Raw genomic sequence first — 14,573 nt, 5'->3', positions numbered from 1 at the left:
CTACTTAATCATCTATTTAATCTATTTAATATTCTTTTGAGTTTTGATGAAATACCTCTAAATTCCCTATCTGTTCCAAAAAAAGAGCCCACCACGCTTGCGTAAAAGGTGAGGGGCATAACGGGTTTTCATGATCGAGCTCAAGGGTATTTTTCAAACGTACAAGGGGTCCACGGGCCCGGTCGAGGCGTTGAGGGGCGTCGACCTTCACATCAATCCCGGCGAGGTATACGGCATCATTGGCCGCAGCGGTGCGGGCAAAAGTTCGCTGGTGCGGGTGATCAACCTGCTGAACCGGCCCACCGCCGGCCAGGTGCTGGTGGATGGCCGGGAACTGACCTCGCTGAACGGCGATGCATTGCGTGTGGCGCGGCGCGACATCGGCATCATCTTTCAGCACTTCAACCTGCTCTCGTCGCGCACGGTGTATGGCAACGTGGCCTTGCCACTGGAAATTGCGGGCCTGTCCGCTGCGGACATCAAGGCCCGCGTCGAACCGCTGCTCGACCTGGTGGGTCTGTCGGCGCTGGCAGACCGTTACCCGGCGCAGATCAGCGGCGGGCAAAAGCAGCGGGTGGGCATTGCGCGTGCGTTGGCCAACCGGCCCAAGGTGCTGCTGTCCGACGAGGCAACGTCTGCCCTGGACCCTGAAACCACACGCTCCATCCTGGGCCTGCTCCAGCAGATCAACAAGGAATTCGGGTTGACGATTGTGCTGATCACGCACCAGATGCAGGTGATCAAGCAGGTGGCCGACCGGGTGGCGGTGATTGATGCCGGGCGCATTGTCGAAAGTGGCCCGGTGATTGACGTTTTCACCCGCCCTCAGCACGAGACCACGCGCAGCCTGATTGCCGAGATCGTGCCGCAGGACTTGCCCGAGAGCGTGCTGGCGCGCATACGCACGCTGATGAGTGCCGAGCACCCCGAAGAAGGGCAGCTGTTGCGCCTGGCGTTTGCCGGCGACGAGTCTGACAGGCCCTTGCTGTCGGACGTGATTCGCCGCTTTGGCATTGACCTGTCTATCGTGCATGGCCAGATCGATGAGATTCAGGGCAAGCCGTTTGGCACGCTGGCGGTGTTTGCGCGCGGTGCGCGCGAGCAGCTCAATGCGGCTGTGGCGCATTTGCGCGGCGCCGGCGTGCATGTGGATCAGGTCAATGGAGCGTTGCCAGGCGAGTTGGCGGGAGGTTTCAGCCATGTTCAGTAATTTTTCGCAAGCCCTGCTCGAGCTGTTTGTCAGCTCGCTCTGGGAAACCATCGTCATGGTCGGCATTTCAGGCCTGGTGGGTGCGTTGATCGGCGTTCCGCTGGGCGTGTTCCTGCGGCTGACGGACGAGGGCGGTGTGCTGCAGAACGCGGGCGTGAACCGCGTGGTCGGCGGCATCGTGAACGCTGTGCGCTCCACGCCTTTCATCATCTTGCTGGTGGCCATCATTCCGCTGACGCGCTTTCTCACGGGTTCGTCCATCGGTACGGCGGCAGCCGTGGTGCCGCTCACGATTGCGGCGGCGCCGTTTATTGCACGGCTGGTGGAAACCTCTTTGCGCGAGGTCGATCACGGCCTGATTGAAGCGGCGCTGGCCATGGGCGCGACCACGCGGCAGATCGTGCTCAAGGTACTGCTGCCCGAAGCGCTGCCCGGCATTGTGGCGGGCCTGACGATCACTTTTGTGAGCCTGACCGGCTACTCGGCCATGGCCGGCGCCATTGGCGGCGGCGGGCTGGGCGACCTGGGTATTCGCTATGGCTACCAGCGCTTCTTGCCGGAAGTGATGCTGGCGGTGGTGCTGGTGCTGATCCTGTTTGTGCAGGCGGTGCAAAGCCTGGGTGACTGGGCCGTGCGCAGGTTGAGCCACAAATGAGGGCGATCCCGCTCCTCTCCCTCTCCCCCTCCCCTTGGGAGAGGGCTGGCGGCGGTCGATGCGCCGCTACGGATGCCAAGGCCGCTGGCCCTCACCCCAACCCTCTCCCAGCGGGAGAGGGAGCAAGACAACAGCGATGTTGAGCGCCTGATTCCCTGATTTCTCCCTCCCCCCGCTGGGGGAGGGCAGGGGTGGGGGCCGGCGGCAGTCGAACGGCTGCTTGGCTTGCGAAGGCCGCTGGCCCTCACCCTAACCCTCTCCCAAAGGGAGAGGGAACAGACAGATTTTTTATGCCAACCAAAGGAAACACCATGAAAAAACGCACCCTCATCCAGTCAGCCATCGCGCTGGCACTTGCAAGCTCCTTCACCGGCGCCGTGCTCGCGCAGGACAAGCCGCTCAAAATCGGCGTCACCGCCGGTCCGCACGCGCAGATTTTTGAGCAGGTCAAAAAGATCGCTGAAAAAGATGGCCTGAAAATCCAGATCGTCGAGTTCAGCGACTACATCCAGCCCAACGCCGCGCTGGCCGCCGGCGACCTGGACGGCAACAGCTACCAGCACAAGCCTTTCCTCGACCAGCAAGTCAAGGACCGCGGTTACAAGATCGTCAACGTCGGCTACACCGTCAACTTCCCGATTGGCCTGTATTCCAAAAAGGTCAAGAGCCTGGCTGAGTTGAAGGAAGGTGCGCGCTTCGGCATCCCGAACGACCCGACCAACGGCGGCCGCGTGCTGCTGGTGCTGCAGGACAAGGGCCTGATCAAGCTCAGGCCTGAAGCCGGCCTCAAGGCCACGCCGCTGGACGTGATCGACAACCCGAAAAAACTCAGGTTTGTGGAACTGGACGCGGCACAACTACCGCGCTCACTGGACGACCTGGACGCCTCGGCCGTCAACACCAACTACGCGCTGTCAGCGGGGTTGAACCCCGCCAAGGACGCGATTGCGCAGGAAGCGGCCAAATCGCCTTACGTCAACCTGCTGGCTGTGCGCGAACAAGACAAGGACAAGCCTTGGGTGGCCAAGCTGGTCAAGGCCTACCACTCTGAAGAAATCCGCAAGTTCATCCAGACCGAATTCAAGGGGTCGGTGCTGGCCGGGTTCTGAAGTTCTGACAGGCCCTAGTACTACAACCCGAAAATATCGAAACATGAAAGCGCGTCTTCGCACCCATGGCGGCGTTGCAATCTTTGCGAAGGCGTAAAGCTTTCGCTGCAGCTTGCGCCTTGCCCTGGGCACGAATCCATCGCTTTCATGATGTTTCGCTACTTCCGGGTTGCAGTACTAGCGTTTTGTAACTGGCGCGGGTGCAGGCGTTAAAAACATGGCCGCACAGGCTGCCGAGGCCAGCGCGCACAGCACGGCTGCCAGCACCACCCAGCGAAACGCGTGGATCAGCGTAGTCGCGGGTGCGCCATCCAGGGGCCCACCCAAGGCAGCGGCAAACACCACGCCCAGCACGGCCACCGCGAGCAAGCCCGCCACCCGCGCCACCGCGTTGTTCACGCCCGAGGCCACCCCGGCGTGGGCCGACGACACCGCGTTCATCACGGTGGTGGTGAGCGGTGCAATGGCAATCGTCATGCCCAGGCCCAGCACCACCATGGCCGGAAAAAAGCCCGCCCAGTAAGGCCAGCCCACACCCGGCAGCGCCATCAACGCCAGACCGGCAGCGGCGATCACCGGACCGCAGATAAGCATGAGCCTGGCGCCAAAACGATCCATGGCCTTGCCGGCCGCAGAGGACAGCAAGCCCAAAATGATGGAGAAGGGCAGCAGCGTGGCACCCGCTGCGGTGGCCGAATAGTGGAAGGCGCCAATCAGTACAAAGGGCAGAAAAAACAGCACGCCGACCAGCGCAAAGTACAGCAGCAGTGTCAACAGATTGGCACCGACAAAGTCGCGCGACCTGAAAAGTGCCGGCGGCATCATGGGCGCACGCACCCGCGCCTGCGCCACGGCAAAAGCAGCCAGCCCGACTACGCCAAACACCAGGGGCCACAGCACGCTCGCGTGGCCCCATCCGCGCTCGGGCGCCAGCGTCAGCCCGTAGGTGAGGGCACCCAGCCCGCTGGCCACCAGCAACACACCGAGCCAGTCGAAATGCCGCGGCGCATCGGGGTCGCGGCTGTCGGGCACGGCATAGACGGCCAGCCAGATGGTGGCCACGGCCAGCGGTACGTTCAGGAAAAAGATGGCGCGCCACGACACCGCATCGACCAGCCAGCCGCCCAGCACCGGACCCGCCGCACCCGTGATGGACGCCCACGCCGCCCAAGTGCCAATCGCCTTGCCGCGTGCGTCGCCTTCAAACACGTTGCCAATAATGGCCAGGCTGGCTGGCACCAGCAGCGCCGCGCCCACGCCCTGCAGCGCCCGCGCGGCAATCAGGGCCAGCGTGCCGGAGGCCAGTCCGCAGGCCGCCGACGCGGCGGTAAAAAGCGCAATGCCGGTGATGAAAATGCTGCGCCGCCCGAACCTGTCCCCCAGCGAACCGCCCACCAGCACTAGCGAACCCAGCGCCAGCAGATAGGCGTTGATGACCCACTGCATGGCCGCCAGGCTGGCGCCGGCGCTACTGGCAAAGTCGCGCTGGATGGCGGGCAGGGCAATGTTGACGACCGAGCCGTCGATGAAGGCCATGGACGAACCGAGGACGGTGGCGGCCAGGGCATAGCCTTTTCGGGCGGCGGCGTCTGCACCGGCAGAAGAGGGCTGCGAAGTCAGTCGGGAAGAGGCCGAGGAAGTGCTGGGCAAGCAGCGTTGTGCCTGAATGACTCCTTTGTCACAAGGAGATTGCGCGTTACCCAGCATGGACTTTTCCGTTGGTTGGGGAGTTAAGTCGGGCATCGAACCGACAGCAGGCGGGAGGCTCTGAATGCGCAGAACGCCCGAGCGCTGTCGGCAGGTTTTTTTGGGATTATGTCGGTGTCATGGCGGCGCTGTCTAATCAGCGTGATGAGGCGTATTGTTAGCTTCAGTCCTACAAAGCACTTGCTCAAAGTGCTTTACATATGGGGCTGCCATTTCCCTTCAATCAACGTCTGATCGATTTCCTGGAGAATCTCATGGCCCAATACACCATTGCCGTCGTCGTCGGCAGTCTTCGCAAGGATTCCTTCAACAAGAAGCTCGCCAAGGCACTGGAAAAGCTGTTTCCGGCCGAGTTCAGCTTTACCCATCTGCGCATTGACGATTTGCCGCTGTACAACCAGGACGACGACGGCAACCCGTCCGAGCAGGTCAAGCGCATCAAGGGCGAGATCGCTGCGGCGCAGGGTTTGTTGTTTGTCACGCCCGAGTACAACCGCTCACTGCCCGGTGTGCTGAAAAATGCCATTGACCACGCTTCGCGCCCTTACGGCCAGAACGCATGGGCGCGCAAGCCCGCGGGTGTGATCGGAATCTCCGTCGGCGCCCTTGGCACGGCGCTGGCCCAGCAGCACTTGCGCAACATCCTGGCTTACCTCGATGTGCCGGTACTGGGCCAGCCCGAGGCGTTCGTTCAGGCCAAAGAGGGGGTTTTCAATGCGGACGGCAGCGTTGGGGATGGCATCAAGAAGTTTTTGCAGGGCTGGGTGGATCAGTATGTAGCCTGGGTGAAAACGCACGTGGGTTAAGCGCATGGGTTAATTTGATCCCGGTGGCAGGCTCGCTCGGACATGCAAAAAAAAGCCCGCAACCGCGGGCTTTTTTGTGGGTGCCTGAAGACGTCAGGCGGCCAATGCGGCCAGGGGCTGGTTGGCAGCCACCGTGGTTTGTGCCTTGATTTCAACTTCAGCCGCTGCCAGCGCTGCGGCCTTGGCCCCTTCACCCATGGCCAGACCTTCGGCACGCACAAAGCGTACGTCGGTGATGCCGAAGAAACCAAACACCACCTTCAGGTAGCTTTCCTGGTGTTCCATGGCGATGGCAGCGTCGCTGGTGGAATACACGCCGCCACGGGTAGAGGCGACGATCACGGTTTTGCCGCCGGCCAGGCCAACAGGGCCTTTTTCGGTGTATTTGAAGGTCCGGCCGACTTGTGCCACGCGGTCAATCCAGGCCTTGAGCTGGGTCGGAATCGCGAAGTTGTACAGCGGAGCACCGACCACGATCACATCGGCGGCCAGGAATTGCGACACCAGTGCTTCGGAGATGGCGTTTTCACGCTTTTGCACGTCGTTCAGCTCAGCACCGGCAGGGGCCCGAAAGCCGAGGGATTCGGCCGACAGGTGGCTGGGGGTTTCAACCGCCAGGTCCAGGTAGCTGACTTCGGTGCCGGGGTTGCTGGCGCGCCACGAGGCGACGATTTGCGCCGTGAGTTGGCGGGAAACCGAGTTGCCGCCAAGAATGCTGGAGTCGATGTGAAGCAGTTTGCTCATGATGAATTTCCTTGGGTTGAAGTTGAATCAGGTTGTTGGCCGTATTCACCATGAATCGCAGCCATGGATAGATTGTGCTGGTGGGTCGATTGTTTGATAAGTAGGCAAAATTGCGATAGATTGTCCTGCTTGTGTAGTGAATCTGCGCCTTGAATGCCGCTACAAGATCAGAACGGAGGAATTTCATGCAGGACCTGAATGACATGCTGTACTTTGCCGAGGTGGCGGAGCGGGGCGGTTTTGCCGCCGCCGGGCGCTCGCTGGGCTTGCCCAAATCGCGCCTGTCGCGCCGGGTGGCCGAGCTGGAGCAGCGACTCGGCGTGCGACTGTTGCAGCGCACCACCCGCAAGCTCTCGCTGACAGAAATAGGCGAGACCTACCTGCGCCACTGCAGTGCCATGCGCGATGAAGCCCTGGCGGCCGCCGAAGCGGTGGCCCAGATCCAGGTAGAGCCCCGTGGCACCGTGCGCATTACCTGCCCGGTCACGCTGGCGCAAAGCACGCTGGGCTACCTGGTGCCGCGCTTCATGGCGCTGCATCCCCAGGTCAAGATCGACATGCGCGTGACCAACCGGGTGGTGGATCTCGTGGAGGAGGGCATAGACATTGCGCTGCGGATAAGGCCCACGCTGGAAGACAGCGGCAGCCTGGTGGTTAAAAACCTGGGGTCGAGCGGCGGCGAATTGTTGGCCAGCCCAACGCTGTTGGCCCGCCAGGGAAGACCCGAAAAGCCCGAAGACCTGATGAAGCTGGACACCGTGGCCATGTCATGGGTGGATGGCCGTTCGTCCTGGACCCTGCTGGGGCCCGAGGGGCAAGAGTTCGTGTTGCAGCACCAGCCGCGCTATGTGGCTGACGATTTACAGACGCTCAAGCTGGCCGTGCTGGCGGGTACGGGCATAAGCTTTTTACCCAATTCGCTTAGCGCCGCAGAGCAGCAGGCCCAGTTGCTGGTGCCCGTGCTGCCCGGCTGGGCGCCCAAGCCCGGCGTGGCCCATGCCGTGTTTCCGTCGCGGCGCGGTCAGGTGCCTGCGGTGAGAAGTTTTCTGGATTACCTGGGGGAGCGTATGAGGGGTGATAGTCTGGTTTAAGGTCCAGGGCTCTTATGAGGCTGGCTGGCCGGGACTCGCCCCGGCGGGGCGAGTCCCGGCCAACACCCCTCAGAGGAGACCTCCCCCACCCGAAAGCACAAAAACCAAGCCTGATGGCCAAACTTAAAACCATCAACCCAAAACATCGTTATGCAAAAGTAGAGATAAATTAAGAGCTATATATTCTTTTGAGTTTTAACGCTTGCTCCCCACAATGCCTTTTTTAGTTCAGCAATCACAAGGAACAAACCATGGCAACTCTCAGACTCGGTGACATCGCCCCTGACTTCACACAAGACTCCACAGAAGGGAAGATTTCCTTTCACGAGTGGGCAGGCGATTCCTGGGTTGTGCTGTTTTCCCACCCCGCTGACTTCACGCCGGTATGCACCACAGAACTGGGCAAAACCGCAGCCCTGGGCAGCGAATTTTCCAAACGCAACGTCAAACCCATCGCGATCAGCGTGGATCCGCTGGAGTCGCATGGCAAGTGGGTGAATGACATCAACGAGACGCAAAGCACCACGGTGAACTTCCCCATCCTGGCCGATGCAGACCGCAAGGTGGCCAACCTGTACGACATGATTCACCCGAACGCCTTGAGCACCGGCCCCACGGCCACGGTGCGCAGCGTGTTCATCATCGACCCGAAAAAGGTGATTCGAACCACCTTCACGTACCCCGCCAGCACCGGCCGCAATTTCGACGAGATCCTGCGCGTCATTGACTCACTGCAGCTCACGGACGGCTATAAGGTGGCCACGCCAGTGAACTGGAAAGACGGCGACGATGTGATCATCGTGCCCAGCCTGCAGGACCCGGCCGAGCTGGCCCAGCGTTTTCCCAAGGGATTCAAGGCCGTCAAGCCTTACCTGCGCATCACACCGCAGCCCAACAAGTAAATGGCCCCCACGCTTTTCGCTTCGCGTAATGCGTTGCCCCCCGAGGGGGCCGCTGCGCCTGCGGCCCGGCAAAGCCGGTTCCGCGGCCCCGGCTTGCAAACGGCAGTGCCGTTGCCCGCAGTGGCGCCTGGCGTGGCTCACTTGCTTGAAACCCGCTGAGGATCACCATTTTGCGCTTCATCATTGTTCCCGGCTGGCGCGACTCCGGCCCTGGTCACTGGCAAAGCCTGTGGGCCGAGCGCCTGCATGGCGCGGTGCGTGTGCAGCAGGACGACTGGATCACGCCGTCCCGCAAGGCCTGGGTGGCCACGCTTGCACGCACCATCGTGCAGTTGGGCGAACCGGTGGTGATCGTGGCGCACAGCCTGGGCTGCATTGCCACCGCGCATTTGCCGCCTGAGGCGGTAGAGCGCATCAAGGGGGCCTTGCTGGTGGCGCCGGCCGACCCCGAGCGGCGTGCCGTGTTCAGCGACTTCGCTCCGGTGCCTTACCAAAAGCTGCCTTACCGCAATGTGCTGGTGGCCAGCAGCAATGATCCGTACTGCCCGGTGCGCCTGGCCGGGGCCTATGCCCGCGCCTGGGGCAGCGAGCTGGTGCGGATGCAGGATGCGGGCCACATCAACATCGAGTCGGGCCATGGCGAATGGCCGCTGGGCATGGCCCTGCTGCAGTCGCTGGCAGGCGATGCGCCCCCGACGGCGGCCCACCCTGGTTTTTCATCCCCATCTTCAACACCTCCTTCACCTTCTTCACCTTCTTCCTCTTCTCTTGGATCCCTGGAAACGRCATGACTTCAAAATTCAAAATCGCTCTTGCAATCCTGGCGCTGGTCACGAGCGGTATCTCCTCGGCGCAAACCTTGCTCAACGGTTCGTACGACGTGGCGCGCGAGTTTTACAAGGACTACAACGCAGCCTTCATCGCCCACTACAAGAAAACCACCGGCAAGGATGTGAAGGTCGACCAGTCGCACGGCGGCTCCAGCGCCATTGCGCGCTCCGTGGCCGATGGCCTGGATGCTGACGTGGTGACCATGAACACCAGCACCGACGTGGAGTTTCTGGCCAATGCCGGTGTCGTGGCCAAAGACTGGGCCAAGCGCTTTCCGGACAATGCCTCGCCCACCACCTCCACCATGCTGTTCCTGGTGCGCAACGGCAACCCCAAGGGCATCAAGGACTGGGATGACCTTGTCAAGCCCGGCATCCAGGTGATCGTGGTCAACCCCAAAACCGGCGGCAATGGCCGCTACGCCTACCTGGCGGCCTGGGGCTATGCGAAGAAGAAGGGCGCCAGCGATGCGCAGGCCGCCGAGTTTGTCGGCAAGCTCTACAAAAACGTACCCGTGCTGGGCAAGGGCGGTCGCGATGCCACCACGGTGTTCCTGCAGCGCAATATCGGCGACGTGCTGATCACCTTCGAATCGGAAGTGCTGTCAGTGAACAAGGAGTTTGGCGAAGGCAAGGTGGACGCGATTTACCCGTCTATCAGCATCCTGGCTGAAAACCCGGTGGCGGTGGTCGAACGCACTGTGGCCAAGAAGGGCACGGCGGACCTTGCCAAGGCGTATCTCAACTACCTCTACTCGGACGAAGGCCAGGAAATTGCCGCCCGCCACGCGCTGCGCCCACGCTCGCAGGCCGTGCTCAAAAAGTACGCCAACACCTTCAAGCCCGTGCAGCTGTTCACCGTACAGGAGTTGTTTGGCTCCCTGAGCGAAGCGCAAAAAGTCCACTTCAATGATGGCGGACAGTTCGACAAGCTCTACACCGTCAAGTAATCCCAAACCATGACTTCCCTGTCTTCTGTTGCACCGCCCGCCGCGGTGCTGCCGGGCTCGCCTGCGGGCGGCAAACGGGCCACCCGGCGGGTATTGCCCGGCTTTCACCTCACGCTGGGCTACACCGTGCTGTACCTCAGCCTGATCGTGCTGATCCCGATCTCGGCGCTGTTCTTCAAAACGTTCACGCTCACCCTGGATCAGTTCTGGGTGGCCGTGACCTCGCCGCGCGTGCTGGCCTCCTACCGCCTCACGTTTGGCGCGTCGTTGATCGCGGCGCTCGTCAACCTGGTGTTCGGCCTGCTGGTGGCCTGGGTGCTGGTGCGCTACACGTTTCCCGGTAAAAAGCTGGTTGATGCGCTGGTGGATTTGCCCTTTGCGCTGCCCACGGCAGTGGCCGGCATTTCGCTCACGGCGCTGCTGGCTGGCAACGGCTGGCTCGGCCAGTACCTGGAGCCCATGGGCATCAAGCTGGCCTTTACGCCGGCCGGCGTGGTGATTGCGCTGATTTTTGTGGGTCTTCCGTTTGTGGTGCGCACCGTGCAGCCGGTGCTGGAAGATGCGGAGAAAGAACTCGAAGAAGCCGCAACGTCATTGGGTGCCACACGCCTGCAGATTTTCACCAGGGTCATCCTGCCGCACATCATGCCGGCGCTGCTGACGGGCTTTGCCATGGCCTTTGCGCGGGCGATTGGCGAGTACGGATCGGTTATCTTTATTGCCGGCAACATGCCCATGATTTCGGAGATCACGCCGCTCATCATCATCGGCAAGCTCGAGCAGTACGACTATGCCGGTGCTACCGCGGTGGCCGTGGTGATGCTGGTGCTGTCATTCATCCTGCTGCTGGTCATCAACGCATTACAGGCCTGGCAGCGCCGCAACGCAGGAGCGCCGGCATGAGCGATAAACAGGCCCCCACACTTGTCGCTTCGCGTGCCTCCGGCGTTGCGCTGCCCCTCGCCGACGGAAAAGGGGCTGTGCTTGCTCGGGGCGGTCCTTCGCGGCGCACTCCTTCACAACCGGTTCGCCGTGTCACGGCCGGAACGACTGAGTCGCCTTGGGTGCGCTACACGCTGATCATGGGTGCTCTTTTATTCGTGTTCCTGTTTCTCGTGCTGCCGCTGGCCGCCGTGTTCACCGAAGCCTTGCGCAAGGGCTTGGGTGCCTACATTGCCGCGCTGCAGGAGCCTGACGCCTGGTCGGCGATCAAGCTCACCTTGATTGCCGCCGCCGTTGCAGTACCGCTGAATCTGGTGTTTGGCGTGGCCGCAGCCTGGGCCATTGCCAAGTACGAATTTCGCGGCAAGTCGTTTTTGACGACGCTGGTGGACCTGCCATTTTCCGTCTCGCCCGTGGTGGCCGGCCTGATCTATGTGCTGCTGTTTGGCGCCCAGGGCTGGTTTGGCCCCTGGCTGCAGGCGCATGACATCAAGATCATTTTTGCCGTGCCCGGTATTGTGCTGGCGACCGTGTTTGTGACCTTTCCCTTCATCGCGCGCGAGCTGATTCCGCTCATGCAGGCGCAGGGCAATGACGAAGAGCAGGCCGCCATTGTGCTGGGCGCCACCGGCTGGCAAACCTTCTGGCATGTCACGCTGCCCAACATCAAGTGGGGTTTGATCTATGGCGTGATCCTGTGCAATGCGCGGGCCATGGGCGAGTTTGGCGCGGTCTCCGTGGTGTCGGGCCACATCCGCGGGCAGACCAACACCTTGCCGCTGCATGTGGAAATTTTGTACAACGAATACCAGTCGGTGGCCGCCTTTGCCGTGGCTTCGCTGCTGGCCATTCTGGCGCTGGTCACGCTGGCCATCAAGTCGGTGGCGGAATGGCGCCACGAAGCAGACATGAAGGCCGCGGCTGATTTGCCGCCTGAACGTCCCGTGTTATCCCCTCTCCCCCTGGGAGAGGGCCTAGGGTGAGGGTGGCCCCACCCCGTAGCCAACGCCGGCCCTCACCCCAACCCTCTCCCAGTGGGAGAGGGAGCAAGAGAAAGAGAAAATTATGAGCATCGAAATCCGCAACGTCAGCAAACACTTTGGCGACTTCCAGGCGCTGGGCGACGTGAGCCTGGACATTGAGTCGGGCGAACTCGTCGCCTTGCTCGGCCCCTCGGGCTGTGGCAAGACCACGCTGCTGCGCATCATTGCCGGTCTGGAAACGGCCGACCGCGGCAGCATTCTGTTCAGCGGCGAAGACACCACCGACGTGCATGTGCGCGAACGGCAGGTGGGCTTCGTCTTCCAGCACTACGCGCTGTTCCGTCACATGACGGTGTTTGAAAACGTCGCTTTCGGCCTGCGCGTCAAGCCGCGCGGCCAGCGGCCCAGCGAAGCGCAGATCAAGGAGAAAGTGCATTCGCTGCTCAACCTGGTGCAGCTCGACTGGCTGGCCGACCGCTTTCCGTCGCAGCTTTCGGGCGGGCAGCGCCAGCGTATTGCGCTGGCCCGCGCCCTGGCCGTGGAGCCCAAGGTGCTGCTGCTCGACGAGCCCTTTGGCGCCCTTGATGCCAAGGTGCGCAAGGAATTGCGCCGCTGGTTGCGCCGCCTGCATGACGACCTGCATGTGACCAGCATCTTTGTGACGCACGACCAGGAAGAAGCCCTGGAAGTGGCCGACCGCGTGGTGCTGATGAATGCCGGCAAGGTCGAGCAGATTGGGTCCCCGCAAGAGGTCTGGGACCACCCGGCCAGCCCGTTCGTCTACGGCTTTCTGGGTGACGTGAATCTTTTCCACGGCCGCGCCCATGAAGGCGAAGTGCATCTCGAAGGCCTGCGCATCGATTCCCCCGAGCATGCCGACGCACAGGACGCCAAAGCCTTTGCCTATGTGCGCCCGCACGACCTGGAAGTGCAGCGTTATTCACCCGGCGCCGAAGGCATCGTCGCGCATCTGGAGCGCGCCATCGTGATCGGCCCGATTGCGCGGCTGGAGCTGATGCCGGTCGAAGGCTACGAGCAGAAGGGGAACGCGTCAGGCGACTCCCTCATTGAGGCCCAGATGCCGTCGCAGCAGTTCAAGGACATGGGCTTGCGGGAAGGCGACATGCTGGTCGTGACGCCGCGCAAGGCGAGGGTGTTTGTAGAAGGTTAATGCGGCTGTAAAGCGGCACCGATGGCTGGTCGCCGTCAGACGTTTTCTGCCCTGGTTGGTCATGTACCTTTTGGAGCGGTTGGGCGCCCGAATGTGACCGCGGCGGTTACCTCGGTTGGTGCTGCGGCCGCCAGCTGCCAATCCGGTTCTGCTCCGAGCGCATCGTTGACGACGGAAAAGGCAAGCCTGAACGCTATGAAAAAGGTGGCCTCGGCGATCTCCCGGTCCGTGAAACCGGCAGCACGAAGTCTGGCTACATCCTCAGTGGTCGTTCCATTCGGCTGGGTCACGACCTTTCGCGCCCATACCGACAGCGCCTGGTCTCGCAAAGTCAATTCGGTTGTGGCCCTGCCTTGCAGAACGGCTGCTGCGGACACTGGGTCCGAGGCCTCGGCAAGCTTCTTGCCCCACGCAAGCGCGCAGTACGAGTCACCAAGCGCAGCGGCGGTAGCGCATACGAGCACCGCCAGTTCCCGCTTGCCAAGGGACGAGTTGTCGGTAAGTTGGGAGCGTAGTGCTGCGAATGCGTCAAAGACATCCGGCCTCCATGCCCAGCCTCTTGTCAGGTTCATCACGAATCCCTGACTGTCAAGGCTCGACTGGTAGACGCGAGAAGTCGCTTCGGATTCGGGGGGCGGAGAGATAAGCATGTTATGACCTTGCTTGATGGTGGGCAGGGAATTCAGGCCGTTGAGGGGAAGTCCCAGTAGAAGGGGTAGACGCCTTCGACATCGGTGAGTCAGACGGTGCTGAGCCTGACGACGGGCCGCTGTGGCTTGCGACGCGCGACTTCCTGGAAACCGGCCTTGTCGTACATGGACTTTGCCCCAAACCACATAAAGTCGTCGTTGGAACGAGCAGGTTTGTCCACAGGATAGGCCTCGACCAGCGAGGCGCCGTTCTCCTTGGCGTAGGCAACAGCTCCCTTGAGAAGCGCCTGCGCAACGCCCTGGCCGCGGTGCTCGGCGGGTACAACAAAGCAGACGATGGACCACACGGGTTGTTCGTCAACAGGCTTCATCACGGACGAGCGCTTGAGCCTGGCAAACTCCTCGCGTGGGCCTATGGACACCCAGCCGACTGGAACCTTGCCTCGATAGCCGATGAGGCCTGGCGGATGGCCGGCATCGACAAGTGCTTTCAGCGCAGCACGATTCGCTTGTGCATGAGTCACTCCCGAAGGCGGCGGTTCGCGTGCCCCGCTGAGGCGGTAAGCCATGCACCAGCAACCGCGAGCGATTGAACAGCCTTTGGCACCAAATATTGCTTCAAGGTCAGGCCAGCGCTCGGGTGTGAGAGGCGCGACTGTGAGTTTCATGGGTGTCTCCTGAGGCGCCTAACTTTGAGACATCCCGCAAAACTGCGAAATAACATAGGGCGTTGCGGAATAGCATTGCGCGCAAAATTCGAAAAAATGGTTTGCTGTCATGAGCTTGGTCCACTGGTCTGCATGAAATGTGACGGTATATTGGT

15 protein-coding genes are annotated in these 14,573 nt (G+C 61.7%); 11 read left to right on the top strand and 4 right to left on the bottom strand.

Features of this window, described 5'->3' with window-relative positions:
* Positions 1–130 precede the first annotated feature (130 nt).
* The 3 genes from AC1DUR_RS00230 (at position 131) to AC1DUR_RS00220 (ending at position 2,974) form a co-directional block, all read left to right on the top strand.
* The gene (locus AC1DUR_RS00230; RefSeq protein WP_477716788.1) at positions 131–1,210 is read left to right on the top strand and encodes a methionine ABC transporter ATP-binding protein; all 1,080 of its coding nucleotides are present in this window, start codon (positions 131–133) and stop codon (positions 1,208–1,210) included.
* Complete coding sequence (locus AC1DUR_RS00225) at positions 1,200–1,865, top strand: methionine ABC transporter permease (RefSeq protein ID WP_477716787.1); 666 nt, start codon at positions 1,200–1,202, stop codon at positions 1,863–1,865. Before AC1DUR_RS00230 ends, AC1DUR_RS00225 begins: the two co-directional genes overlap by 11 nt.
* Before the next feature lie 311 nt (positions 1,866–2,176).
* Positions 2,177–2,974 carry a MetQ/NlpA family ABC transporter substrate-binding protein gene (locus tag AC1DUR_RS00220; RefSeq protein ID WP_477716786.1) on the top strand — a complete coding sequence of 266 codons (798 nt, stop codon included), beginning with the start codon at positions 2,177–2,179 and terminating at the stop codon, positions 2,972–2,974.
* A gap of 177 nt (positions 2,975–3,151) precedes the next feature.
* Here AC1DUR_RS00220 and AC1DUR_RS00215 read toward each other — a convergent pair whose 3' ends face one another.
* Complete coding sequence (locus AC1DUR_RS00215) at positions 3,152–4,681, bottom strand: DHA2 family efflux MFS transporter permease subunit (RefSeq protein WP_477716785.1); 1,530 nt, start codon at positions 4,679–4,681, stop codon at positions 3,152–3,154.
* 254 nt (positions 4,682–4,935) lie between these two features.
* Here AC1DUR_RS00215 and AC1DUR_RS00210 point away from each other — a divergent pair, with 254 nt between their 5' ends.
* Complete coding sequence (locus AC1DUR_RS00210) at positions 4,936–5,487, top strand: NADPH-dependent FMN reductase (RefSeq protein ID WP_477716784.1); 552 nt, start codon at positions 4,936–4,938, stop codon at positions 5,485–5,487.
* A 93-nt stretch (positions 5,488–5,580) separates the two neighbouring features.
* Here the strand turns inward: AC1DUR_RS00210 and AC1DUR_RS00205 are convergent, their stop codons facing one another.
* Complete coding sequence (locus AC1DUR_RS00205) at positions 5,581–6,231, bottom strand: FMN-dependent NADH-azoreductase (protein ID WP_477716783.1); 651 nt, start codon at positions 6,229–6,231, stop codon at positions 5,581–5,583.
* Between the two features lie 185 nt (positions 6,232–6,416).
* Here AC1DUR_RS00205 and AC1DUR_RS00200 point away from each other — a divergent pair, with 185 nt between their 5' ends.
* The 7 genes from AC1DUR_RS00200 (at position 6,417) to AC1DUR_RS00170 (ending at position 13,100) form a co-directional block, all read left to right on the top strand.
* Complete coding sequence (locus AC1DUR_RS00200) at positions 6,417–7,322, top strand: LysR family transcriptional regulator (RefSeq protein ID WP_477716782.1); 906 nt, start codon at positions 6,417–6,419, stop codon at positions 7,320–7,322.
* A 251-nt stretch (positions 7,323–7,573) separates the two neighbouring features.
* Complete coding sequence (locus tag AC1DUR_RS00195) at positions 7,574–8,224, top strand: peroxiredoxin (RefSeq protein ID WP_477716781.1); 651 nt, start codon at positions 7,574–7,576, stop codon at positions 8,222–8,224.
* 170 nt (positions 8,225–8,394) lie between these two features.
* Positions 8,395–9,015 carry an RBBP9/YdeN family alpha/beta hydrolase gene (locus AC1DUR_RS00190; protein WP_477721070.1) on the top strand — a complete coding sequence of 207 codons (621 nt, stop codon included), beginning with the start codon at positions 8,395–8,397 and terminating at the stop codon, positions 9,013–9,015.
* Positions 9,012–10,004 carry a sulfate ABC transporter substrate-binding protein gene (locus AC1DUR_RS00185; protein ID WP_477716779.1) on the top strand — a complete coding sequence of 331 codons (993 nt, stop codon included), beginning with the start codon at positions 9,012–9,014 and terminating at the stop codon, positions 10,002–10,004. Before AC1DUR_RS00190 ends, AC1DUR_RS00185 begins: the two co-directional genes overlap by 4 nt.
* Before the next feature lie 9 nt (positions 10,005–10,013).
* A complete protein-coding gene (cysT, locus tag AC1DUR_RS00180; protein ID WP_477716778.1) occupies positions 10,014–10,907 on the top strand; it encodes a sulfate ABC transporter permease subunit CysT in 894 nt (297 codons plus the stop codon).
* Positions 10,904–11,929 carry a sulfate ABC transporter permease subunit CysW gene (gene cysW, locus AC1DUR_RS00175; protein ID WP_477716777.1) on the top strand — a complete coding sequence of 342 codons (1,026 nt, stop codon included), beginning with the start codon at positions 10,904–10,906 and terminating at the stop codon, positions 11,927–11,929. Before cysT ends, cysW begins: the two co-directional genes overlap by 4 nt.
* A gap of 82 nt (positions 11,930–12,011) precedes the next feature.
* Positions 12,012–13,100 carry a sulfate/molybdate ABC transporter ATP-binding protein gene (locus tag AC1DUR_RS00170; RefSeq protein WP_477716776.1) on the top strand — a complete coding sequence of 363 codons (1,089 nt, stop codon included), beginning with the start codon at positions 12,012–12,014 and terminating at the stop codon, positions 13,098–13,100.
* Positions 13,101–13,159: 59 nt separating this feature from the next.
* Here AC1DUR_RS00170 and AC1DUR_RS00165 read toward each other — a convergent pair whose 3' ends face one another.
* Both AC1DUR_RS00165 and AC1DUR_RS00160 read right to left on the bottom strand, forming a co-directional pair.
* On the bottom strand, positions 13,160–13,672 hold the full coding sequence (locus tag AC1DUR_RS00165) for a carboxymuconolactone decarboxylase family protein (protein ID WP_477716775.1): 513 nt from the start codon (positions 13,670–13,672) through the stop codon (positions 13,160–13,162).
* Between the two features lie 167 nt (positions 13,673–13,839).
* Positions 13,840–14,418: a GNAT family N-acetyltransferase gene (locus tag AC1DUR_RS00160; RefSeq protein ID WP_477716774.1), complete on the bottom strand. Its 579-nt coding sequence runs from the start codon at positions 14,416–14,418 to the stop codon at positions 13,840–13,842.
* Between the last annotated feature and the right edge of the window lie 155 nt (positions 14,419–14,573).

It is taken from the genome of Polaromonas sp. P4_F4 (genome assembly GCF_056401355.1).
The sequence above is the reverse complement of the archived record's forward strand: the minus strand, read 5'-3'. Positions and strand labels throughout refer to the sequence as shown.

Coding starts and splice junctions, on each gene's coding strand:
- AC1DUR_RS00215 (WP_477716785.1), bottom strand. CDS start 4,681: ATGCTGGGTAACGCGCAATCTCCTTGTGACAAAGGAGTCATTCAGGCA.
- AC1DUR_RS00210 (WP_477716784.1), top strand. CDS start 4,936: ATGGCCCAATACACCATTGCCGTCGTCGTCGGCAGTCTTCGCAAGGAT.
- cysW (WP_477716777.1), top strand. CDS start 10,904: ATGAGCGATAAACAGGCCCCCACACTTGTCGCTTCGCGTGCCTCCGGC.
- AC1DUR_RS00195 (WP_477716781.1), top strand. CDS start 7,574: ATGGCAACTCTCAGACTCGGTGACATCGCCCCTGACTTCACACAAGAC.
- AC1DUR_RS00160 (WP_477716774.1), bottom strand. CDS start 14,418: ATGAAACTCACAGTCGCGCCTCTCACACCCGAGCGCTGGCCTGACCTT.
- AC1DUR_RS00185 (WP_477716779.1), top strand. CDS start 9,012: ATGACTTCAAAATTCAAAATCGCTCTTGCAATCCTGGCGCTGGTCACG.
- AC1DUR_RS00200 (WP_477716782.1), top strand. CDS start 6,417: ATGCAGGACCTGAATGACATGCTGTACTTTGCCGAGGTGGCGGAGCGG.
- AC1DUR_RS00170 (WP_477716776.1), top strand. CDS start 12,012: ATGAGCATCGAAATCCGCAACGTCAGCAAACACTTTGGCGACTTCCAG.
- AC1DUR_RS00220 (WP_477716786.1), top strand. CDS start 2,177: ATGAAAAAACGCACCCTCATCCAGTCAGCCATCGCGCTGGCACTTGCA.
- AC1DUR_RS00225 (WP_477716787.1), top strand. CDS start 1,200: ATGTTCAGTAATTTTTCGCAAGCCCTGCTCGAGCTGTTTGTCAGCTCG.
- AC1DUR_RS00165 (WP_477716775.1), bottom strand. CDS start 13,672: ATGAACCTGACAAGAGGCTGGGCATGGAGGCCGGATGTCTTTGACGCA.
- AC1DUR_RS00205 (WP_477716783.1), bottom strand. CDS start 6,231: ATGAGCAAACTGCTTCACATCGACTCCAGCATTCTTGGCGGCAACTCG.
- AC1DUR_RS00230 (WP_477716788.1), top strand. CDS start 131: ATGATCGAGCTCAAGGGTATTTTTCAAACGTACAAGGGGTCCACGGGC.
- cysT (WP_477716778.1), top strand. CDS start 10,014: ATGACTTCCCTGTCTTCTGTTGCACCGCCCGCCGCGGTGCTGCCGGGC.